This is a genomic window from Rhodococcus tibetensis (assembly GCF_024438035.1).
Classification (GTDB): domain Bacteria; phylum Actinomycetota; class Actinomycetes; order Mycobacteriales; family Mycobacteriaceae; genus Rhodococcus_F; species Rhodococcus_F tibetensis.
The window spans coordinates 24,081-46,318 of sequence record NZ_JANFQF010000018.1 but is presented as its reverse complement, the minus strand read 5'-3'; the positions used below and the strand labels follow the sequence as shown (position 1 = coordinate 46,318).

Sequence of the window (22,238 nt, the reverse complement as noted above, 5' to 3'; positions counted from 1 at the left end):
GGTGGCTGCGGGGAGGACCGGACGGTCCGGACCGACCCCCGCGTGCCACGGCAACAGCGAGCCAGGCCACGGATGCGGAGCCGAATACCAAAACCGCGGTGATTGCGTACATGAGGACATTGTCTGCCGCGGATTGGACCGCGATCTTCAGTCCTCTGTGGGAAAGTGGCCTGTATGAGCGACGAAGCAGTGCGAACCATGTCGGCTGCAGGACTGGCGACGCTTCTCGGCGGGATGTCCGGAAGTGGCCAACCGCTGTACCGGGAGCTGGCGGACGCCCTGCGCCGTCGCGTGGGAGAGGGTTCGCTCACCGTCGGAGTGCGGTTGCCGGCCGAACGGGCTCTCGCGGAGGAGCTCCGCCTCAGCCGGGTGACCGTGAGTGCTGCGTATCGTGAACTGCGCGAGGCAGGTTGGGCCTCGGCACGGCACGGATCAGGAACGTACGTGTCGATGCCCTCGGGTCCTCTCGCATGGGGAAGCATGGTGGGCGCGCCCGTCGACGGTGCCATCGATCTCGTCAATGCGGCGCCCGCGGCTGCGCCCGAACTTCGCGACGCGTACCTCGAAGCGGTCGACGAATTGCCCCGATTCCTGCCCCAGCACGGGTATCACCCCGGTGGCCTGACGACGCTTCGCGCGGCCATAGCCGACCACTATTCGCGCCGGGGACGCCCGACCACCCCAGATCAGATCCTGGTCACCGGAGGTGCGGGCGACGCCACGGAGGTGGTGCTCGAGGCTCTGGTCCAGACCGGCGACCGTGTGCTGGTCGAGCACCCCACCTATCCCGGTGCGGTCGAGTCCGTGCAGGCGGCAGGGGGCCGTCCCGTTCCCGTGCCGATCGATGCCACGAATCCCGACGCATTCGTCGCCGAGGTGGATCGCGCTGCTCGACAGAGCGCCCCCACCGTGGCGTATCTGATGCCGGACTTCTCCAACCCGTCCGGAGCCCGGGCGACGGCCGACGGTCGGCGTCGGCTGGCCGCGACCCTCGCGCGGCACGGAGTGGTGACCGTCGTGGACGAGGTGGCAGCCGAACTCGTCCTTGATGATTCGGGCTGCCACGAGCCTTTCGGTGTTCCCGTACCCGAGTCCGTGACGGTGGCCATCGGAAGTCTCAGTAAGACGGTGTGGGGCGGAATCCGGATCGGCTGGGTTCGGGCCGAGGCTGCGCGTACCACGCAACTCGCAAAGATCATGGCGCGCAGACAGCTGTCGGTCTCGGTCCTCGACCAACTCGCAGCGGTACGACTGTTCGCGCGGCACGACGAGCTGGTCGGACGCCGTCGCCGGGAGCTGCGAGGGCAGCGGGACGCCCTTGCGGCGGTCGTGGCCGAGCGATTGCCGGGTTGGAGCTTTCACCTGCCGTCTGGCGGGCTGTCGTTGTGGTGCCGCCTCCCAACCGGAACCGGTTCGAGCGAACTCGTAGCAGCCGCACGCGCGAGGAACCTTCTGCTGGCCCCGGGACCTCGCTTCGGTACGGGCCATCTGTTCGACGACCACCAGCGTCTCCCGTTCACCAGACCGGTCACCGAGTTGACTGCTGCCGTCGATGTGCTGGCCACGCTGGTGATGTCGGGCGGACCGCCGGTGTCTTCGGCGACAACTCTCGTCGTCTGACAGTCCGGTCAGGTCAGCGAAAAAATACCTGTGAACCGAAGTATCGGTCAGAGACCTGTTCGGTACCCGGAAAGATGGCGGCTTCTCCGCAACCGTCTGGCATAGTGATGGCCGTCGACCTGCTCGCCGGATTGTGGGGTTCCTTATGCGCTCGTTGATTCCTAGATCCCTGGGCGCCGCCGTCGCGGTCACCGTTCTCGGCCTGGCCGCTGCCCTCGCAGGTGCCGGCACCGGTGCGGCGCAACCGCTGTTCCCTGCGCCCCCGACGTCGGACGTGGCGTTCCCCATCCCGGACCCGGATCCGTTCTATCAGCCGACGCCGGACATCGCGGAGCGTGCGCCCGGTGACGTCCTGAGGGTGCGCCAGCTGCCGCCGTCGTATTACTTCCCCGGCAGCGCGATGTGGGAGGTGCTCTTCCGGTCCACCGACTCGCAGGGGAACCCCATTGCGGCGAACACCACCTACGTCTTGCCCGCGAATCACGCCCCGGACGGGCCCTTGGTGTCGTACCAGCACATCATCAATTCGCTGGGGCACAAGTGCAAGATCGTCACCGAGCTGTACACGAGCGACCCGCTCCACCAGATCCGTGAGGCCGCCGGTCTCAACATCGCGCTGGCCCGTGGGTGGGCGGTCTCTCTGCCCGATCACCTCGGACCGCGGATGGCGTACGGTGCTGCGAAGCTGGGTGGCCAGATCACCCTCGACGGAATCCGCGCAGTGAAGCAGGTACCGGAACTGCTGGTCACGAACAGTCAGGTGGGGCTGGGCGGATATTCCGGCGGTGGAATGGCCACCGCCTGGGCTGCGGCATTGGCGCCCACCTACGCGCCCGAACTCGACATCGTCGGTGCGGCCATCGGAGGTGCTCCCATGAATCTGGGGAAGATGGCACAAGGCCTGGGTTCCAATCCGCACCCTGCTTTCGGTCTCGCGATGGCCGCCGCGCTCGGGTTGGAACGTGAGTATCCCGACCGCATCGACGTCACCAGCCAACTCAATGCTCAGGGCCGTTGGCTCAAGCAGATGATCGGCAACGGATGCACCAACGAGATCATGCTGTTCGGCGTGGGGCGCAGCGCCACGGAAATGACCGACAACAAGAACTTCATGGACAATCCCGAAGCCTGGAAGGTGATGGACGAGAACAGCGTCGAGCTGTATCCGGGCGTGCCGAAGACGCCGATCTTCGAATGGCACAGCCCCACCGACGCGCTGATTCCGGTCGACTCCATCGACAACACGCTCCGTCGCTACTGCGAGGCCGGAACACCGGTGCAAACGCTCCTCACTCCCACACCCGACCATCTGTCTGCGGCCGCTCTCGGCGTCTTCCAGGGACTGGACTGGATGGATGCGCGATTCCGCGGCGATCCACCGCCCAGTACCTGCTGAGCGCCGTCCGGTCAGAACTGGTGCCGCGCCGCCGCGAGATCCACGCGACCGTCCCGCACGGGCACGCCCTCGAGTTCGAGTTTCGCGATCTGGCGATGCGCGAGATGTTCCGCTGGACGGCCGCTGGCACCCAGAACGCGATGCCAGGGCAGATCCGCGGAATCGGTGCGCATGATCCAGCCGACTGTGCGTGGGCTCGACAACCCGGCGGCGGTGGCGATGTCGCCGTACGTCGCCACGGAGCCGGAGGGAATCGACGCGACCAGTTCGCGAACGCGTTCGACCTGCTCCTCCGTCGTGGCGGGCATCAGAGAAGCTTGCGGATGAGCTGAGCCACTTCGTCGGGCCGGGCCTGCGGGACCATGTGATCGCAGTCGAGATCGACGGCGGTGAGGTGCTCACCCAGACGCTCGGTGAGGGAGCGTCGGAACTGAGGTGTGACGTACGGCGGATGCACCTTGGCAGCCTGGACGAGGATGGTGGGCAGGTTGGCCGGCGGAAGAACTGCAGGACGCGCCAATTCACCCCACGCCGCGACAAGCGCCGGTACCGACATTCGCCAATTCACCCGGCCGTTCGCGAGGGGAATCAGGTGCTCGGCGATCTCCGCTTCGAGTACGTCGGCGTCCACTTCACCCCACGAGCCGTGCACCTTCTCCGAACGCGCCTCCTCGACGTCGGTGTAATCGGGCGACGCGATGGTGTCGTCCGCCACGGATCGCATCATCTCGGGATCGAGGCCGATCGCCGGATCCAGCAGGACCAGACCACGGACGCGCTCGGGGACCGCCCGGGCGAGGTGCAGAGCCAGCGCGCCGCCGAACGAGTGACCGACTACCAGAACCGGGCCTCGGGCGTGAGCACACAATGTGTCGATCACGCACGAGACATGGGATTCGAAGTTCCACGGTGGTGACCAGTTGGAACGGCCGTGGCCGAGCAGATCCGGCGCGATCCAGCGCGCATCGGGAATGTGATCGCCTGCCAGCGCCTGCCAGCGCTTGCCGTGACCCGTCACGCCGTGCAGGGCGAGGATCTCGGGGCCGTCCTCGGCGCCGAACAAGTAGGTATGCAGTGCTGACACACAACCCATGATGCCGGATCGGGCCGATCGAGGAGATGTCGGACCGGTCTGGTGGAATGCCCGCATGACGGATTCGGCGGTGCGTACCAGGACGGCTGTTCCCCGCGCCCGGCTCGTGCACCGTCGTCGACCCGAGCGGCCAAGCCGGGTATGGGACGAATCGACGAGGCGCGTCTTCGCCGCCACGTCGCCGGGTGTGGGCTGGAGTCCTTGGCAGGTGCTCGGCGGCCCGGGAACGGGCAAGACGGCGCTCCTCGTCGATGTCGCGGTCGACCGCATCTCCGGTGGGGAAGATCCCGAGTCCGTGCTGGTGCTCACACAGTCCCGTCGAGCGGCAGGGCGTCTCCGCGAGGAGATCACCGCGGCTCTCATCGGACATGACGAACAACACGGTCCCCGCGCCACGCGTGAACCACTCGTGCGCACGGTGCACTCCTATGCGTTCGCAGTCCTGCGCCTCCAAGCCGCGGCGCACGGAAACCCACCGCCGCGACTCATCACGGGAGCCGAACACGACGCCGTCCTGCGCGAGATGCTCCACGGCGACATCGCCGACGGCGCCGAGCTCTGGCCCGAGCGATTGCGGCCCGCCCTGGGGCTGGGCGGATTCGCCGTCGAGGTGCGAGACCTCATGCTGCGTGCGAGTGAACGTGGGCTCGGCCCAGAGGATCTCGTCGCGCTGGGGCGTCGCCACTCGCGGCCCGAGTGGGTGGCGGCCGGGAAATTCGCTGCACGATACGAGCACGGCATGTTGCTGCGAGGGGCGGTCGGCGTGGAGGCTCCCGAAGCCACGGCCCCCGCTCTCGATGCCGCCGAGCTCATCGGCGCCGCACTGACGGCGTTCGCAACCGACCCTGACCTCCTGCGGACGGAACGTGCACGCGTGCGCCACCTCCTGGTCGACGACGCCCAGCACCTTGATCCCCAGGCGGCCGAGCTGGTCCGTCTCGTCGGCACCGGCACCCGGACCGTCCTCGTTGTCGGGGATCCGGACCAGTCGATCTACGGCTTCCGTGGAGCTGATCCCGCATTCCTGATCGGGCTCGCGGACAAGGGCGACGAGCGGCAGATCGTTCTGCCACACAACTTTCGCAGCGCCTCGGAGGTGGCGGCGACGTCGGCACGTATCACCTCCCGGTTGCCCGGCCGGCTGCCCCACCGCACATGGGTTCCCTCGAACGACGGCGGCCGCAGGTCCGTGCGCATACTGAGCACACCCGCCAAGGAAGCCGCGCTCATCGCCGATACCTTGCGCCGCGCGCATCTCCTCGACGGGGTTTCGTGGTCCGACATGGCGGTGATCGTGCGCTCGGTGCCCCGTGCTCTGGCCCCGCTCCGGCGGGCGCTCCTCGGTGCGGGAGTGCCGGTCACCACACCGGCGTCCGAACTGCCGTTGGCTCGACGGCACGGAGTGTCGGGACTGATGCTGGTGCTCCGTGCATTGTCGGGCGAGGAATTCACCGGGGAGGACGCGCTCGCTCTGCTCGCCGGACCGATCGGTGGGGCCGAACCGGTGGCTCTCCGGCGGCTCCGGCGGGGTCTGCGTCGCGCAGAAGTTGCCTCCGGTGGCGACCGTGACTCGGCAGAGTTGCTGCGTCTCATCGTGATCGGGGAGACAGGCAGCACCCGTACGGTCGTGGCCAAGCTCACCGACGTGGAGGCCGTTTCGCTCAACAGAGTGTTGTCCGTACTCCGCAAGGCGCGTGCACAGCTCGACCGCGGACGGGGTGTCGAAGAGATCCTCTGGGCGGCTTGGCAGGCGACGGGGCTGGAACGACGTTGGGCGGCGGCGTCGGCGCGGGGTGGCCCAATCGGTGCACAGGCAGACCGCGATCTCGACGCCGTGGTCGCGCTGTTCGACGCCGCCGCCGGCTATGTAGACCGGCTGCCACGCGCTCAGCTCGCCGGTTTCGTCGACTATCTCACCGGCCAGGCCATTCCGAGTTCGTCGCGGAGTACCTCGGTCGTACCGAACGATGCGGTGACGGTGCTCAGCGCGCATTCCGCGGCGGGTCGTGAGTGGGATGTCGTGGCGGTGGCGAACGTGCAGGAGGGGCTGTGGCCGAGTCTGCGGGCGCGCGGAAGTCTGCTCGGAACCGAGGCGCTGATCGATCTTGTCGGTGGGGTGTCCGACGGCAGTGCGGGGGCGGCAGATCGAATGTCGCGCACCGCACCGCTTCTGGCGGAGGAACGCCGTCTCTTCCTGGTCGCGTGCAGCCGTGCCAAGCGGAGTCTCCTGGTGACGGCCGTCGACTCGGCGGGGAGCGACACCGATCTCGTTCACTCGCGTTTCGTCGACGAACTACTCGCCGGAGACGACAGCGCGGACATCGCGGATGCGGTGGGACCGGTAACGGACCCGTCCACCCGCGTTCTCGCGCTCCCCGCGCTCGTCGCCGAGTTACGCAGTGTCGTCTGCGATCCCGATGTGGCACAGAACGATCCGGATCGGCAGCGCCGAGCCGCTCGTCAACTGGCTCGACTTGCTCAGGCCGGTGTCCGTGGGGCCCATCCGGACCAGTGGTATGGCACCGCCGAGCCCAGTACCGCAGTTGCGTTGTGGACGGAGGAGGACGGCCCGGTGTCGTTGTCACCGTCCACCGTCGACCTACTGGGCACCTGCCCGCTGCGCTGGCTCCTCGAACGCCACGGCGGAACCGACGGCGACAACACCCATGCCATTGCGGGAACGCTCGTGCATACCTTGGTGCAGGCGCTCGCCGGCCGAATACCGGCGGATCAGGTGGAACGTGCACTCGAAGACGCCTGGGATTCCATCGATCTGGGTTCGCAGTGGTATTCGCGACGTGAACTCGAACGGACCCGGGACATGCTGGCCACATTCACCGCATGGCTCGCCAATACACGGTCGGAGCTCACCGAGGTCGGTGTCGAGGTCGCTGTCGACGGTGTGCTGGAACCGAGGGAGGAGGGTGCGCCGGCAATTCGACTGCGTGGACGGATCGACCGGCTCGAACGGGACGCCGAGGGCAGGCCCGTGATCGTCGACGTCAAGACCGCTCGTGCACCCGTGAGCAAGCAGGACGCGCAGCAGCACGCGCAGCTCGCGGCGTATCAGGTAGCGGCCGCGGCCGGTGCGATCGAGGGTGAGCCGGCCTCGAAACCCGGTGGGGCCCGGCTGGTGTTCGTGGCCAAACCGCACAAGAAGGAAGGCGCCACGCAGCGTGTGCAGGCGCCGTTGTCGGATGAGGACATCGACACCTGGCTGGCCGTCATTTCCGCCGCGGCCGCCGCTACGAAGGGGCCACAGTTCCTTGCCCGCGTCAACGACGGATGCCGGCACTGCCCGGTGCGGACGAGTTGCCCGGCGCACGACGAGGGTCGGCAGGTGACATCCGAATGACAGCCCGTATCGACCCGGTGGAACTCGCCGTCGGACTCGGCCAGCATCCACCGACACCGGAACAGGCGGCGGTCATCGCCGCCCCGCTGGGGCCGACGCTCGTCGTCGCCGGCGCCGGAGCCGGAAAGACCGAGACGATGGCGGCGCGGGTGGTGTGGCTCGTCGCCAACGGGTTCGTCGACCCAGAAGCGGTGCTGGGGCTGACCTTCACCCGCAAGGCCGCTCAGCAGCTCACCAGTCGAATCCGGAAAAGACTTGCCCGGCTGGCAGGTTCGGAACTTCTTCACCGGGTTGATCCCAGCGGCGAGCTGAGGTCGAAACTCCTGGCCGGGGAGCCGGAGGTCAGTACCTACCACGCGTACGCCGGTCGGCTGCTGTCCGAGCACGGGCTGCTGCTGCCCATCGAACCGTCCGCCACCTTGTTGTCGGAAACGGAACTGTGGCAACTGGCTCATCGCGTGGTCAGTTCGTGGGACGGCGACCTCGACACCGACCGGAATCCCGCGTCCGTTACCGAGGCCGTGCTGGCGCTCTCCGGACAATTGGCGGAACACCTCGTAGAACCCGAGGATCTGCGGGAGGCGCACACCGAACTCGACAAGCTCGTCCACACACTGCCGGCCGGCCCACGCCAGCGGGGCGGGCCTGGCAAGGATCTGCTCGACATTCTCGACACGCAGCACCGGCGGGTGGAACTCCTTCCGCTGGTGCAGCGCCTCGCGGAGACGCTCAGGCGGGAGGGTGCCCTCGATTTCGGGAGTCAGATGTCGCTCGCAGCACGCGTGGCGTCGGACCACCCGGAGGTAGGGCACGCCGAGCGTGCGCGCTTCCGGGTGGTGTTGCTCGACGAATACCAGGACACCGGGCACTCGCAGCGTGTGTTGCTGTCCTCGTTGTTCGGCGGCGGCCTCGACGGGCGGCTCGCCCTCACCGCGGTGGGTGACCCGATGCAGTCGATCTACGGCTGGCGTGGCGCGTCGGCAGCCAACCTGCCCCGGTTCGCCACCGACTTCCCGTTACCGGACGGGACACCGGCGCCCACATTGGAATTGCTGACCAGTTGGCGGAACCCACCCGAGGCGCTGGCCCTCGCCAACCTGGCTTCGGCACCGCTGCGCGAGCGGGGAGTGCAGGTCAGTACGCTGCGGGCGCGGCCGCAGGCGGTTCGGGGCGACATGCGGCTGGCGTTGACCGGCGACGTGGTCGAGGAGCGCGAGTGGGTTGCCGACCGCATTGCAGAGCAGTACGCGCAGGCCGCGAGCAGGGGAGAGGATCCACCGACGGCGGCAGTGCTGATTCGACGTAACGCCGACGCCGCCCCGATGGCGGAGGTATTGCGCACACGCGGACTTCCCGTCGAGGTCGTGGGTCTGGGCGGGTTGCTGCACACTCCCGAGGTAGCCGACGTGATCGCGATGCTGCGTGTGGTGGCCGACCCCATGGCGGGCAGTGCGGCCGTCCGGATGCTGACGGGGGCGCGGTGGCAGATCGGGGCGGCAGACCTCACGGCCCTGTCCCGGCGAGCGAGGGAGCTGGCCATCGGAACCGGGTACGGCACCACCGGCGCCGTCACCGACTCCTCGGCACTGGCCGAGGCCGTCGACGGCGCATTGCCTGGTGAACAGGCCGAGCAGGCAGGGCTGGCCGACGCGTTGGCGGATCCCGGACCAGCCGAACGATATTCGACGGTGGGGTACGCGCGCATCACTGCGGTCGCGGCCGAGCTGGCATCTCTGCGTGAGCGGATCGGACAGCCGCTCACCGAACTGGTCGCCGAGGTGGAACGGGTTCTCGGGATCGCGATCGAGGCTCAGGCCCGGACCCGCACTTCAGCGGGAACAGGCGCCGGGCGCGAACATCTGGACGCATTTGCCGATGTCGTCGCCGGGTACGCCAGCCGGTCTTCGGCCACGGTCACAGGCTTGCTTGCGTTCCTCTCGGCGGCCGAATCGGTCGAAAAAGGCCTCGCGCCCGGCGAAGTGGAGGTCGATCCCCATCGCGTCCAGGTGCTCACGGTGCATTCCGCGAAGGGGCTCGAGTGGGAAGTAGTGGCGGTGCCACACCTCACCGCGGGCGTGTTCCCGTCTCGAACCGCGACGGGAACCTGGCTCGGGGCGCTCGGTGAATTGCCGCCGTCCTTGCGCGGTGACCGCGTGCGGCCGGGAGAATCCGCGGATGGCGTACCGGTTCTCGATCTCGAGAACTTGTACGACCGCAAAGATCTCGAGAATGTCGTCACATCGCACAAGGCGGCGCTCGCGGCGCGCAAGCTCGATGAGGATCGCCGGCTTTTCTACGTTGCACTCACGAGGACGGAGCGGGTGCTGTTCGCTTCGGGTCATCACTGGGCGGAGTCGGGAAGCGAGCCGAAGGGCCCGTCCGAGTTCCTCACCGAACTCCGCGACATGCTCACCGATGACACACACGAGGGTCTCGGCGTGGTGGAGATATGGGCGCCCGCACCCGACCCCGAGACGCAGAACCCACTCACCAGTACCCCCAAGGCGGCGGCGTGGCCGCCGGACCCGCTGGGATTGCGACGTGAGTCGGTCGAGCGCGGGGCGTCCCTGGTACTCGCGGCGCTCACCGAGATCGACGATCCGTCCACGGAAGGGAAAGAGGACCCCGAGAATTGGGCAGCCGACGTCGACGCGCTCCTCGCCGAGAGGGAAGCCCGCGCGCATGCACTCACCGAGGTGGTGTTGCCTGCGCAGCTGTCGGTGAGTCAGCTGGTCGAGCTCGAGGCGGACCCGGATGCGCTCGCTGCGCGGTTGCGCAGGCCACTTCCGTACCCGCCGAATCCGTTGGCGCGCCGGGGAACAGCGTTCCACGCTTGGGTGGAGCGCCGATTCGGCGCCACCCGCCTGCTCGACCTCGACGAGCTCCCAGGTGCTGCCGATACGGACGCAGGACCCGAAACGGACCTCGTGACACTGCAGGACGCATTCTTGCGTTCGTCGTGGGCGCATCGCAGCCCGATCGAGGTGGAGGTGCCGTTCGAGACGTCGGTGGCAGGCACGGTTCTTCGTGGTCGGATCGATGCGGTGTTTGCAGACCCGGACGGCGGCTGGACGGTGATCGACTGGAAGACGGGGGCCGAGCCGGGCGCAGACAAGGAGAAATCGGTGGTGATGCAGCTGGCCGCGTATCGGCTCGCCTGGGCCGAGCTGATGGACGTACCCCTCGACCGCGTGCGTGCCGCGTTCCACTATGTGCGCACAGGCCGCACGATTGCGCCGGACACCCTGCCCGACGCCGATGCACTCGCCGGCCTCATCCGGACCGCCGGCGCGGACGTGGAAACGAGTCAGGCCTGACGGCGCACTTTCAGGGCCTCGGTGATCAACGGGATCTGCAGTGGAAGGCGCAGCAGCACACCAGTTTTCTGCAGGGTCGACGTCTTGGGGCTCCTCACCCAGTCGACGGCCATGGAGATGTTGGCCGGATACACCGCGAGGAAGAGAAGGGCGGCCAGTCCGCCCCCGAGGCGCCGCGTTCTCGGTACCGCGAGCGCTGTGCCCACCGCAAGTTCGGCCACGCCCGACGCGTAGGTGTACGTACGCGGGTCTCCTGGGAGCTGCTCAGGAACGAGTGCGTCGAAGAACTTGGGAACGGCGAAGTGGAGGACACCCATGCCGAGGAGCAGGGCGGCGAGTCGGAGCGCGGGCTTCTGACCGGTCCGGGGAAGGGGGCTGTCTTCTTGCATGACGACAGCTTGCCTGAACCACTCCGGGCACGACAACGAGCGCCGCCGTGTCGCTTCAGGGAGGATCGGGGATAGGCTGCCAGCCGATGTCGGAGTTCTGTGCAATGTGGAGACGAATATATGGCCGGTAGGCTGCGTGCGAGATTGAGCAGGTCGGACACCCTCACGGACCGGCCGGACTTCGCGCTGGTGGGTGTTCTCAGGATCCCCCAGCTGCAGTCCAGTCCTGCGCGGGCGATCTCCCGACGGGTGGCGATCGCCCTATCCGCGCTGGCGTTGGCCGTTCTCATCGTCTACATCGACCGCGACGGGTATCGCGATACACAGGACAACGAGTTGTCCCTGCTCGACTGCGTCTATTACGCCACGGTGTCCCTGTCGACCACCGGATACGGCGACATCGCCCCGTTCACCCCGTCGGCGCGACTGATCAACGTCCTGCTCATCACACCTCTTCGAATCTTCTTCCTCATCGTCCTGGTCGGTACGACGCTTTCTGCATTGACGGAGAGTTCCCGGCAGGCGTTCAAAATTCAGCGCTGGAGGCAGCACGTGCGTAATCACACGGTCGTGATCGGTTACGGAACGAAGGGACGCACCGCGATCGATGCGATGCTCGGAGACGGCGTGACGCCGTCTGACATCGTCGTGGTCGACACCGACCAGGTGGTCCTCGAATCCGCGGCGAGCAAAGGGCTCGTCACGGTTCACGGTTCGGCCACCAAGTCCGACGTCCTGCGCTTGGCGGGCGCCCAGAATGCGGCGGCCATCATCGTGGCGGCCAACCGCGACGACACGGCCGTGCTGGTCACCTTGACGGCGCGCGAGATCGCGCCGAAAGCGAAGATCGTGGCGGCCATTCGAGAGTCGGAGAACACCCACCTGCTGCGGCAGTCGGGCGCCGACTCCGTGGTGGTGTCCTCCGAGACCGCGGGCCGCCTTCTCGGCATCGCCACGACGACGCCCAGCGTCGTCGAGATGATGGAGGACCTGCTCACTCCCGAGGCCGGGTTCGCGATCGCCGAGCGGGCCGTGGAACGCGACGAGATCGGCGGTTCGCCGCGACATCTCGCCGACATCGTTCTGGGTGTCGTCCGGGACGGGCGACTCGTGCGTGTCGGCTCCCCGGAGGTCGATTCGGTGGAGGAGAACGACCGGCTGCTGTACATCCGTAGGGTCGCTAACTGACCGGCAGTTACTGTCGACGTGTGACTGCATTCCGGTTGACTGAAACCCCACTCCTCTCGCGCTCGGCGGTCGGCCGCGCCGAAGAATTGCGTTCCGACTCGCACGCCCTGCTAGCAGGCTGGCAGGATGCGGTACTTCTGCGGGTCAACCATCGCGGTCAGGTCCTTGTCGACGACGAGGGCCTGGTGTTCGGAGCAGCAACGGAGCTCGGTCCGGAGCCCGTACGGGGTGCGGTCTTTCTGGGGATCCGCAAGGACCGGCACGTCTGGGCGATGCGCGTGCAGGCGATGACCGGCAAGTTGGCCGACCTTCGCGTTCTGGGCGGAACGCTGGACGATGCGGACGCGGGCTTACTGACCGGCGCGATCGCGATGCTGAACTGGCACGACAGTGCCAGTTTCAGTGCCCTCGACGGTGCTGCTTCCGAGCCGTCGATGTCGGGTTGGTCGCGAATCTCGACGACCACCGGGCACGAGGAGTTTCCGCGCACCGACCCCGCCGTCATCTGCCTCGTCCACGACGACGGAGATCGAGTGTTGCTGGCCCGGCAACCCACCTGGCCGCCGCGACGGTTCTCGATTTTGGCCGGATTCGTCGAGGCAGGGGAGTCGCTCGAGACGTGTGTGGTGCGCGAAATCAAGGAAGAAGTCGGACTCGAGGTTCGCGACGTGCACTATCTCGGTAGTCAGCCGTGGCCGTTCCCACGGTCGGTGATGATCGGTTTCTCGGCCGTCGGCGATCCCGACGCCGCGTTGGTCTTCGCGGACGGCGAGATCGCCGAGGCGCGCTGGTTCACCCGAGACGAGGTGCGCCGGGCACTCGAGTTCGGCGACTGGGCGTCCGACGCCGACGCCCCGTTGCTGCTCCCGGGTTCGATCTCCATCGCACGCGGAATGATCGAGTCCTGGGCGGGAGCAGACAGGGGCACAGCAGCGTCGAACGCCTAGACCCCGAGGGCTTTCTTGACCTGAGACAGGGACGGGTTGGTCGCGGTGCTGCCATCGGCAAATTTCACCGTCGGGACGACGTGGTTACCACCGTTCACGCTACCGACGAACTCGGCCGACGCCGGATCTTCTTCGATGTCGACCTCCACGTAGCCGATGCCGGACTCGTCAAGCTGCTTCTTCAAGCGGCGGCAGTAGCCACACCAGGTCGTGGAGTAGATGGTCAGGGCCGAGTTGTCTGTAGCAGTCACGGCGCATATAACACCACGCCCGGGCGAAGTGTTCCCGTGCGTCTCGTCCACCGCTGCGCGCAGTGTCGGTTGTCCCTGCCATGATGGACGCCATGTCAGCAGGCGCCCCAGCAGAGGTGACGAGTACCGGTCTCGACCCCGAACAGTCCGCGGCCGTCCTCGCGCCGCGTGGGCCGGTCTGTGTTCTTGCGGGCGCGGGAACAGGAAAGACACGGACCATCACCCGGCGGATCGCCCACCTTGTCGCCAGCGGGCACGTCGCGGCGGGACAGGTACTGGCGGTCACGTTCACGGCGCGGGCAGCGGGGGAGATGCGAGGCCGGCTGCGGAGCCTGGGCATCGGCGACGGCGGGGCCCAGGTTCAGGCGCGCACATTCCACGCTGCCGCGCTGCGCCAACTCCGATACTTCTGGCCGCAGGTGGTCGGAGACACCGAGTGGCGGCTGCTGGACCGCAAGTTCGCGGTGGTGTCTGCCGCGGCCGGTCGGGTCGGCCTGTCCACCAGTACCGAGAGCGTCCGGGATCTGGCGAGTGAGATCGAATGGGCCAAGGCGTCACTGATCGCCCCGGAGGACTACCCGCGCGCGGTCGCGAGGGTGCACCGCGAGGCGCCTGCCGACGCCGCGAAGGTGGCCGAGGTGTATCACGGATACGAGCAACTCAAGGCCCGAGGCCAGGATGCGATGCTGCTCGACTTCGACGACCTCTTGCTGCACACCGCGGCCGCACTCGAGGAGCATTCGGCCGTTGCCGAAGAGTTTCGGGACCGGTACCGCTGCTTCGTGGTCGACGAGTACCAGGACGTGACACCTCTCCAGCAGCGGGTGCTCGACGCGTGGCTCGGCGAGCGGGACGACCTCACCGTGGTCGGCGACGCAAACCAGACCATTTACTCGTTCACGGGTGCCACGCCCAACTACCTCCTCGATTTCTCGCGGAGGTTCCCCGAAGCCACCGTCGTGCGCCTCGAGCGCGACTACAGGTCCACCCCGGAGGTCGTCTCCATGGCCAACCGGGTGATCGGGGCGGCGCGGGGCAGGATCGCGGGAACACGATTGCAGTTGATCGGCCAGCGGAAATCCGGGCCGGAGCCCACCTTCGTCGAGTTCGACGACGAGCCTGCCGAAGCCGCGGGGGTGGCGCGGGCGATCAAGCGGCTCATCGCCCGTGGAACGCCTGCCGCGGAAATCGCGGTCCTCTACCGGATCAACGCCCAGTCCGAGGTGCACGAGCAGGCCCTGACCAAGCTCGACATCCCGTATCAGGTCCGCGGGGGCGAGGGATTCTTCACACGGACCGAAGTCCGTCAGGCGGTGTCGGCTCTGCGGCAGGCGGCCGGTCGTGACGACCTGCCTGATGCGGTCGGCGCCGACCTGGTCACCCTGGTGCGTGCTGTGCTGGTGCCGCTGGGTTTGACGGACACCGAACCTGCGGGTGCGCAGGCACGCGAGCGATGGTCCTCGCTGTCCGCGCTCGTCGCTCTCACGGAGGAACAGCTGGCGCAGGAACCGGATTTGACGCTCGACGGACTGCTGCGTGAACTGAGCCTCCGCGCGGAGGCGCGGCACCCACCGGTGGTGCAGGGCGTCACGCTGGCGTCGCTGCACGCCGCAAAGGGACTCGAGTGGGATGCGGTTTTCCTGGTTGGTCTGACCGACGGCACCTTGCCCATCCAGCACGTACTCGGCGACGCCAACTCGGCGTCGGACGAGGCCGCGATCGAGGAAGAGCGCCGGCTCCTCTACGTCGGGGTCACCCGTGCGCGCGAGCACCTGCAGATGTCGTGGGCACTTTCCCGCAACGAGGGCGGCCGCAAGAGCCGTCGGCGTTCCCGGTTCCTCCACGGGCTGATCCCGGAAGATTCGCCGGCGTCGCGCATCGCCGCTCCACCCCAGAACGCCAAGAAGCGTCCGCGTTGCCGATTGTGTGGAAAGCCACTGATCGGTACCACGGCCACCATGCTCGGACGATGTGAGGGATGTCCGTCCAACGTGGATGTGGAGTTACTCGATTCGCTGAGGTCGTGGCGACTCGAGAAGTCCCGTGAGTTGAAGGTGCCCGCCTACGTGGTCTTCAGCGACAACACGCTGACCGCGCTCGCCGAGCAGCGTCCACAGGACGACCGAGGACTCGTTGCGATCCCCGGTATCGGCGCGAAGAAGCTCGAGCAGTTCGGTGAGGACGTGCTCGGTGTGATCAGGTCGAGCGGGTCGCCGTGACCGGCATCCGTCCGTCGCCGAAGGAAAGTTGTATCGCCGCAGGTCAAAAATAGGTTGTGAAGATTTGGAAGATTGCCTACTGTGGTTTCAGCGCACGGGGGGACTCGTGCAGTCCACATCGGTTCGACAGGAAATGGAGGTGGCCACGACATGAAGTTCTACTCCGTACACAAGACGGCAGTCGCTGCCACCTCTGCGTTGTTCTGCATGAACGCGACGGAGGCGGCACCGGCAATTGCCTGGTCGGCATCCCGTCGTCGTCCCGCAGCAGCAGCCGAGTCCGTGTCGCGGAGTTGTCGAGGAATTCCTCGCTAGAACACTCCCACTGTCTTTCCAAGGCCACGGACCCGCATCGCGGACCGTGGCCTTCGTAGTTCGAGCACTCTGTCTCGCTCGCAGCCTCGGCTCTGGTTCGCACCTCACACATCGAACCGAAATACGACCGACGCACTGAGAGCAGAGGAGAACGACGTGTCTACCGCGACATGCCGAGGGGTATCCGAAACCTCAACCGCCACAAGCGGATTTGTTGACATTGTTTCCACCCGACGGGATCTTCCCTGTCGGGCCGATGATCCGGACCTGTGGTTCGCGGATTCCCCCAGCCAGCTGGAGCAGGCCAAGGCGTTGTGCGCGGCGTGCCCGATCCGGGTGCGCTGCCTCGATGCAGCGCTCGATCGGGGTGAGCCGTGGGGAGTCTGGGGTGGCGAGATCTTCGACCAGGGTGTTGTGATCGCCCGCAAGCGTCCCCGCGGACGACCGCGCAAGGCGCAGACGCTGGTGTGTGCCTGAGAATCCGAACAGGTCAGTGAAACGGGCGTCCGCTGAGGGCAACTCTGTCGAGTTGCCCTCAGCGGACGCCCGAGATCGTTCAGGGGGCGGCGGTGCCTTCGCCTGTCGGAGTCGGTTCATCGAATCCAGGGAGCCACCGTGTCAGGATCGCCATATAGGGCGCGTACGCATCGAGCTGGGCGCAAATGCCCACCGAGCCGACGAGAACCCGAAAGATCATGAGGTATTCGGGGGGCAGGCTCAGAGCCCGGGCCGTTCGGAACTGCGCGCTGCTCAAGTCCGTTGCGGTTCCGGCAGCCTTCTGCAACCAGGCGCGGGTGAAGTGGAAGGACTCGGTCCGAATCGGGTCCGTCAGTGGACGCAGGTAGTCGGCAATCTCCTTGTCGGTCACCGTTCGGCCGGGCAGCACGAATCCATTGGTGTGCAGCAGCTCCGTCAGCTCGTCGAACTGCTCGTGGAGCGAGAGCCGCACCATCGTGCCGAGAACCGGGGGGAGGCCGTCGGGAAAGGGCGCCGCGGCACCGAAGTCGATGACACCGAGGCGACCGTCGCTGTGCAACATGAAATTTCCCGGATGGGGATCACAGTGCAGGAGGCCGACCCGCGCAGGCGAGGCGAAGTGGAATTCGGCAAGCAGTGCCCCTGCGGTGTTGCGCTCCTCGGGAGTTCCGTCGGCGATGATGGCCGAAAGCGGCTTCGCGGTCATCCATTCGCTCACCACCACCTTGGGGGAGCTGGCGACGACGTGGGGGACGGCGAACTGCGGATCGCCCTCGTAGACCTTGGCGAAGCGGCGCTGATTGTTCGCCTCGATGCGGTAGTCGAGTTCCTCCTCGGTACGCGCGGTGAACTCGTCGATGACAGGGCGAACGTCGACGCCGGGCATCACCGACGCGAAGAGGCCCGCGAAACGTCCGAGGGTCTTGAGGTCCGCTCGCAGTGCTTCATCGGCCCCCGGATACTGCACCTTGACGGCCACGTCCCGGCCGTCGGCCCACACGGCTCGATGCACCTGCCCGATGCTGGCCGAGGCGGTGGGAGTGTCGTCGAAAGACATGAACCGCTCACGCCACTTCGTGCCCAGTTGCTGGTCGAGCATCTTGTGCACAGCACGCGCAGGCAGGGGAGGGGCCTGCGCCTGGAGTTTGTTGAGCGACTCCCGGTAGGGTTCGGCGAACTCCTCGGGGATCGCGGCCTCCATCACGCTGAGCGCCTGGCCGAGCTTCATGGCCCCGCCCTTGAGTTCACCCAATACGGCGAACAACTGCTCCGCGGCCCGCGCGCTCAGCTGCGCGTCGATCTCCATCCGGTCGCCGCCTGTGAGCTTTCTGCCGAACCCGACAGCTGCACGACCGGCAATCCCCAAAGGAATGCTCGCGAGTTTGGCGGTGCGGGCAGAACTCCTGCGGGGGATGTCGGACACCCCACCATCATGACGGAAGACGGCTCGCTTCGCCCAAGGCGGGTGCCAGGTACGCGCAGCTGCAGGTCACCTGCCTCGGCCACCGCCGGGTCACCAGTCGGTGAGCACCGAGGTCGATCTCGAGGGTCGCGTCGAGACTGGCAGGTGCGTGCCCGCGGGGAGGGGACAGCACGATCTCGAGCTGTCCCAGCGCCACGGCAGCAGTCGCCATGATCACCGCGGGACTCGCGTGCCCCACCGTCCCGAGGAGCTGTGCAGCCAGGTGCGGCCAGTCCTGGTCATTGGCCGAGCGCAGCAGATCAGCGCATCGCAGACAGCTGGTGCGTCCGGGGAGTACGAGGGGGCCGACGACTCCTCGTCCGTCGCGTACCCGCACCGGGAGGTGGGGGATCCCGCTGCGCACGAGATCGGCGACCAGTCGGGGCTCGGCCACGAGATCGTCGGTGAGCACGACGCAGGTGGCATTCCACCGGCGCACGTCGCCTTCGGCGGAATAGCGCGTCGATCGAGAGACCCGGATACCGGCATCGGTCAGACCTGCCGAGACGGCGTCGGACAGCGGTCCGCGCCCGTGTACGCGAATGGGGTGGGTCTCCGGAACCTCGGGGGAGTCCGCGACGGTGAGTAGCCCCGCCCGGTCGAGGTCCCCGAGAAGTTTCGAGACGTCCGTGGGTGCCATACCGTATTCCACCGCCGTCCACAGAACGTGGGACCGCGAATTCTTGCCGTCGAGCAAGCGGAGAACCGCAAGCAGTTGCTCGGTGCGGACTCCCGGCGGCGGCTCGAGTACGAGAGCGCGCTCCGGATCCCAGCCGAACTGGACGCGACCGCCGGGGCGCGTCAGCACCGCGATGCGCGGATCGAGAGTGGGGCCGACGGGGCGCGGAGGCGGGAGGGTCACACAGAGAGGGTGTCACCTCCGCTCTGCGCCCCGACCGGTCCGACGACGGTTATCCACAGGGCAAAATGCCGCGCGACCTGCCGACTCTCCGCTGCGACGAGATTTCGGAACGGCGACTGTCAGGAGGTGGGCTCGTCGCCTGCGTCGGAATCGCCACGCTCGGCCCGCTCGCGCGCTTCGGTCGCCTCGAGCTGAGCCATCGGGTTGTCGAAGTTTCCGCTCTCCCCACCGCCGAGGACCCGATCGACGAACATGCCGGGGCTGTCGAGGTCGGACGAGTCGGGCAGCAGGTCGGGGTGCGCCCAGACGCCGTCGCGGGCATCGGTAGTGGACTCCGAGGTGAGCCGACTCCACAGTTGAGCAGCCTCACGCACCTTGCGGGGGCGTAGCTCGAGCCCGACAAGGGTCGCGAAAGTCTGCTCGGCGGGCCCACCGCTGGCGCGTCTGCGCCGGAGTGTCTCGCTCAGGGCCGCAACACCGGGCAGGCGGTCGTTCAGCGCGGAGGCTACGACCACCTCGACCCAGCCCTCGATGAGGGCGAGAAGAGTTTCGAGACGCTCGAGGGCCTGCTTCTGCTCCGGCGTGGTCTGCGGTTCGAATGCGCCTTGCTGAAGGATGTTCTCGAGCTGCGACGGGTCGGTCAGCGCCGACGGGTCGAGTCCCTTCGCCATGTCTTCGATGGCGGAGAAATCCATGGTGATTCCTCGCGCGTATTCCTCGACGGTGGCGAGGAGTCGTTGACGCAACCACGGAACGTGGCTGTAGAGGCGCTGGTAGGCGGCCTCCCGGGCGGCGAGGAAGACGAGGATCTCACGGTCCGGCTGTTCGAGCCCCTTGCTGAATTTCTCCACCGCGGCGGGAAGGAGTGCCCCGGTACCGGCAGGGCCGAGGGGCAACCCGATGTCCGTAGAGGTCAACACCTCTTTCGACAGCTGGCCGAGGGCTTGGCCGAGTTGTGAACCGAACGCGAGACCACCCATCTGGCTCATCATGCCGAGCATGGGTCCGGCCATCTGCCGCGCTTCTTCGGGCAACCCTTGCACCCACATTCCCGAGACCTTCTCGGCGACGGGATCGCACAGCCGCTTCCAGGTGTCGAGGGTGTTGTCGAGCCAGTCGTTGGGCGTCCAGGCAACGGTTCTCGTCGCGCCCGCCGGCAGGGTGGTCGCTGCATCCAGCCACAGTTCGGCCAGACGCGACGCGTCCGCGATCGCCTCCGAACTGCCCTTGGTGATCGGCGTTACCGACCCCATCTGCTGGCGAGCGAGCTTCTTCGCGATCTCGTAGTTGACCGGACCGCTCTGCTCGCCCGACCCCATCGAAGACCCCATGCCGCTCAACATCTGACCGAACTGGGTGAGCATCTGGCCGAGGGCCGCGGGATCGAAATTGCCCCCGGGAAACCCACCTGCCCCGAAACCGAAGTCCCCGGGGCCCCCCGCGTTCTGGCCGCTGTCGGGCCCGGTCTGATCCCCCCTGTCCTTGTCACGGTCGGGATCGTCGTCGGAGTTGGAGAAGCCGAACGGCATATTGCTCATGACTCAACGGTACAAGGCCTACAGTCCGGCGGTCCTCCTCCGCGTAACGCTGACGGCGAACACGCGCGGGGTCACGCTGACGGCGAACACGCTCGAGGTCGAGCGGGGTGCCGGCGGCTGCGCGCTCTACCCTGGTCCAGGTGAATCGACGGATAGTGACCCTCTTGGCTGCGCTGGCCCCGATCGTGGTGCTCGGAATGCTGGGAACGCTGATCACGGTCCCCTACGTGGCCCTCGGTCCCGGCCCCACGTTCAACACGCTCGGCGAAGTGGACGGCGAAGAAGTGGTCGCCATCGAGGGGGCAGAGGTGGACGAGACCACCGGCCACCTCAACATGACCACCGTCGCGGTGCGTGACGACCTCAACGTGTTCGAGGCCTTCGGCCTGTGGGCCAGCGGACGTCAGGGCATCGTTCCCCGCGAGGAGGTGTACCCGCCGGACAAGTCGAAGGACGAGGTGAAGCAGGAGAACGACGCCGACTTCCAGCAGTCCGAGAACAGCGCCGAGTTGGCTGCCCTCCATTTCCTCGACAAGCCGGTGATGCTCGAGATCGCCAAGGTCGGCGACGACGGACCGTCCAAGGACGTCCTGCGGCAAGGCGACAGGCTCGTCAGTGTCGCGGGCACACCGGTGTCGACGGTGGGAGACGTCCAGCAGGCCGTGGCGGACACGGCGCCGGAGACCGAGGTGCCTGTGGTGGTGGTCCGCGACGGCGTCGAAACGTCCGTCCCCGTGGTTCTCGGAGCCCGCCCGGACGACGGGTCGAAAGGCTACCTGGGTATCACTCCGGAGGAGCTGCCGGATGTCCCCTTCAACATCGACTTCAATCTCGCCGATGTCGGCGGTCCGTCGGCGGGGCTGATGTTCGCGCTCGCGGTGATCGACAAACTCAGCCCGGGTGAACTGAACGGCGGCAAGTTCGTTGCGGGTACCGGCACGATCGACTCCGACGGAGACGTCGGGCCCATCGGCGGTATCAAGTACAAGCTGATCGCCGCCAGTGAGGCAGGCGCCGAGACGTTCCTCGTTCCCGCGATGAATTGCGACGAGGCGCGCCAGGGTGCGCCCGAGGGGCTCCGGCTGGTGAAGGTCGAGAACCTCGACGGGGCGGTCGACGCGCTCGAGGCCGTGGGCTCCGGAGCCGACGCACCCCGGTGCTGAGACCCGGCGCCGAGGATCCTGCCTAGTCGTCGTCGGTGGCGTCGAGGGTTGCGTACAGAGCGCTGACGAGATTCGGTGCCAAGTTCTCGTAGGTCAGCAGTTCGATCGGCGCGTAGGGATCGGCGTCCTCGTCGGGACGTAACTGCATCAGGCACAGCGACGGCCCGTCTCGCAGCACGGCGGCGATCAACCGGGCCGATCGCCGGTCGGGATGCGACTCGGCCGCGGCACGCGCAGCGTCGTCGGCGGCGTCTCGGTCGGACAGCAGAGGAACCAGGGCCTCGTCGAGGTCGGACTCGGCCTCGGGTGGCAGAACGACGATCTCCTGCACCAGGGCGCAGCCCACCACGGATTCCGGCCAGCTCGTGGTGGCGAGGAATTCGTCGAGGGCACGCGACCCACCCGAAATGTCGTCGGGAAACGGATCCTGTTCTATGGGAGTCAATTCCGCGCCGTCGGCCAGCTGGTCGAGCAGGCTGGGTTCGGCGGCCGCGAGAAGTTCGGTCGGGACGAGTGCGAACATCTGAGGCGGCTGATCCCACCCTCCTGCATCAACGAATTCGACGACTTCGCGTACACAACGGGCGAGGGCGTCCGTCTCGGGATTCACATACTCATCACTCACGGACCCATCTTCGCACCCTCA

At 67.2% G+C, this 22,238-nt stretch carries 17 protein-coding genes; 9 read left to right on the top strand and 8 right to left on the bottom strand.

What is annotated here, in order from left to right; translation table 11 throughout:
* Positions 1-174 precede the first annotated feature (174 nt).
* A complete protein-coding gene (gene yczR, locus NOF53_RS19910; RefSeq protein WP_255971894.1) occupies positions 175-1,620 on the top strand; it encodes a MocR-like transcription factor YczR in 1,446 nt (481 codons plus the stop codon).
* Between the two features lie 145 nt (positions 1,621-1,765).
* The gene (locus NOF53_RS19905; protein ID WP_255971893.1) at positions 1,766-3,016 is read left to right on the top strand and encodes a lipase family protein; all 1,251 of its coding nucleotides are present in this window, start codon (positions 1,766-1,768) and stop codon (positions 3,014-3,016) included.
* Between the two features lie 11 nt (positions 3,017-3,027).
* Here the strand turns inward: NOF53_RS19905 and NOF53_RS19900 are convergent, their stop codons facing one another.
* Positions 3,028-3,324, bottom strand: coding sequence for an MGMT family protein (locus NOF53_RS19900; RefSeq protein ID WP_255971892.1), 297 nt, complete (start codon positions 3,322-3,324; stop codon positions 3,028-3,030).
* On the bottom strand, positions 3,324-4,109 hold the full coding sequence (locus tag NOF53_RS19895; RefSeq protein WP_255971891.1) for an alpha/beta fold hydrolase: 786 nt from the start codon (positions 4,107-4,109) through the stop codon (positions 3,324-3,326). Before NOF53_RS19895 ends, NOF53_RS19900 begins: the two co-directional genes overlap by 1 nt.
* A 55-nt stretch (positions 4,110-4,164) precedes the next feature.
* Here NOF53_RS19895 and NOF53_RS19890 point away from each other — a divergent pair, with 55 nt between their 5' ends.
* Positions 4,165-7,464: an ATP-dependent helicase gene (locus NOF53_RS19890; protein ID WP_255971890.1), complete on the top strand. Its 3,300-nt coding sequence runs from the start codon at positions 4,165-4,167 to the stop codon at positions 7,462-7,464.
* A complete protein-coding gene (locus tag NOF53_RS19885; RefSeq protein WP_255971889.1) occupies positions 7,461-10,781 on the top strand; it encodes an ATP-dependent helicase in 3,321 nt (1,106 codons plus the stop codon). Before NOF53_RS19890 ends, NOF53_RS19885 begins: the two co-directional genes overlap by 4 nt.
* Here NOF53_RS19885 and NOF53_RS19880 read toward each other — a convergent pair.
* Positions 10,772-11,170: a DoxX family protein gene (locus NOF53_RS19880; RefSeq protein ID WP_255971888.1), complete on the bottom strand. Its 399-nt coding sequence runs from the start codon at positions 11,168-11,170 to the stop codon at positions 10,772-10,774. The genes NOF53_RS19885 and NOF53_RS19880 overlap by 10 nt on opposite strands.
* A gap of 120 nt (positions 11,171-11,290) precedes the next feature.
* On the opposite strand from NOF53_RS19880, the gene NOF53_RS19875 reads away from it, so the two are divergent.
* Together NOF53_RS19875 and nudC are read left to right on the top strand one after the other, a co-directional pair.
* Complete coding sequence (locus tag NOF53_RS19875) at positions 11,291-12,358, top strand: potassium channel family protein (protein WP_255971887.1); 1,068 nt, start codon at positions 11,291-11,293, stop codon at positions 12,356-12,358.
* Between the two features lie 20 nt (positions 12,359-12,378).
* Entirely contained in the window at positions 12,379-13,305 is a 927-nt protein-coding gene (gene nudC / locus NOF53_RS19870) for an NAD(+) diphosphatase (protein ID WP_255971886.1), read from the top strand.
* Here the strand turns inward: nudC and NOF53_RS19865 are convergent.
* Positions 13,302-13,556: a mycoredoxin gene (locus NOF53_RS19865; RefSeq protein WP_255971885.1), complete on the bottom strand. Its 255-nt coding sequence runs from the start codon at positions 13,554-13,556 to the stop codon at positions 13,302-13,304. The genes nudC and NOF53_RS19865 overlap by 4 nt on opposite strands.
* A gap of 80 nt (positions 13,557-13,636) precedes the next feature.
* On the opposite strand from NOF53_RS19865, the gene NOF53_RS19860 reads away from it, so the two are divergent.
* Together NOF53_RS19860 and NOF53_RS19855 are read left to right on the top strand one after the other, a co-directional pair.
* Positions 13,637-15,775, top strand: a complete 2,139-nt coding sequence (locus tag NOF53_RS19860) for an ATP-dependent DNA helicase UvrD2 (protein WP_255972033.1) — start codon at positions 13,637-13,639, stop codon at positions 15,773-15,775.
* Between the two features lie 450 nt (positions 15,776-16,225).
* On the top strand, positions 16,226-16,567 hold the full coding sequence (locus tag NOF53_RS19855) for a WhiB family transcriptional regulator (protein WP_305087097.1): 342 nt from the start codon (positions 16,226-16,228) through the stop codon (positions 16,565-16,567).
* A 79-nt stretch (positions 16,568-16,646) separates the two neighbouring features.
* On the opposite strand, the gene NOF53_RS19850 is transcribed toward NOF53_RS19855, so the two are convergent.
* The 3 genes from NOF53_RS19850 to NOF53_RS19840 form a co-directional block, all read right to left on the bottom strand.
* Positions 16,647-17,990: an ABC1 kinase family protein gene (locus NOF53_RS19850; RefSeq protein ID WP_255971884.1), complete on the bottom strand. Its 1,344-nt coding sequence runs from the start codon at positions 17,988-17,990 to the stop codon at positions 16,647-16,649.
* Positions 17,991-17,997: 7 nt separating this feature from the next.
* Positions 17,998-18,891, bottom strand: coding sequence for a hypothetical protein (locus tag NOF53_RS19845; protein WP_255971883.1), 894 nt, complete (start codon positions 18,889-18,891; stop codon positions 17,998-18,000).
* A gap of 119 nt (positions 18,892-19,010) precedes the next feature.
* Positions 19,011-20,429, bottom strand: coding sequence for a zinc-dependent metalloprotease (locus NOF53_RS19840; RefSeq protein ID WP_255971882.1), 1,419 nt, complete (start codon positions 20,427-20,429; stop codon positions 19,011-19,013).
* A 140-nt stretch (positions 20,430-20,569) separates the two neighbouring features.
* Here NOF53_RS19840 and NOF53_RS19835 point away from each other — a divergent pair, with 140 nt between their 5' ends.
* Positions 20,570-21,592 (top strand): YlbL family protein, encoded by a 1,023-nt coding sequence (locus NOF53_RS19835; protein ID WP_255971881.1) that lies wholly within the window; start codon positions 20,570-20,572, stop codon positions 21,590-21,592.
* A gap of 22 nt (positions 21,593-21,614) precedes the next feature.
* On the opposite strand, the gene NOF53_RS19830 is transcribed toward NOF53_RS19835, so the two are convergent.
* A complete protein-coding gene (locus NOF53_RS19830) occupies positions 21,615-22,217 on the bottom strand; it encodes a PPA1309 family protein (protein WP_255971880.1) in 603 nt (200 codons plus the stop codon).
* Between the last annotated feature and the right edge of the window lie 21 nt (positions 22,218-22,238).

Bases quoted from the DNA above. Each gene is read 5' to 3' on its own strand.
- yczR (WP_255971894.1), top strand. From the start codon at position 175: ATGAGCGACGAAGCAGTGCGAACCATGTCGGCTGCAGGACTGGCGACG.
- NOF53_RS19905 (WP_255971893.1), top strand. From the start codon at position 1,766: ATGCGCTCGTTGATTCCTAGATCCCTGGGCGCCGCCGTCGCGGTCACC.
- NOF53_RS19900 (WP_255971892.1), bottom strand. From the start codon at position 3,324: ATGCCCGCCACGACGGAGGAGCAGGTCGAACGCGTTCGCGAACTGGTC.
- NOF53_RS19895 (WP_255971891.1), bottom strand. From the start codon at position 4,109: ATGGGTTGTGTGTCAGCACTGCATACCTACTTGTTCGGCGCCGAGGAC.
- NOF53_RS19890 (WP_255971890.1), top strand. From the start codon at position 4,165: ATGACGGATTCGGCGGTGCGTACCAGGACGGCTGTTCCCCGCGCCCGG.
- NOF53_RS19885 (WP_255971889.1), top strand. From the start codon at position 7,461: ATGACAGCCCGTATCGACCCGGTGGAACTCGCCGTCGGACTCGGCCAG.
- NOF53_RS19880 (WP_255971888.1), bottom strand. From the start codon at position 11,170: ATGCAAGAAGACAGCCCCCTTCCCCGGACCGGTCAGAAGCCCGCGCTC.
- NOF53_RS19875 (WP_255971887.1), top strand. From the start codon at position 11,291: ATGGCCGGTAGGCTGCGTGCGAGATTGAGCAGGTCGGACACCCTCACG.
- NOF53_RS19860 (WP_255972033.1), top strand. From the start codon at position 13,637: ATGATGGACGCCATGTCAGCAGGCGCCCCAGCAGAGGTGACGAGTACC.
- NOF53_RS19840 (WP_255971882.1), bottom strand. From the start codon at position 20,429: ATGAGCAATATGCCGTTCGGCTTCTCCAACTCCGACGACGATCCCGAC.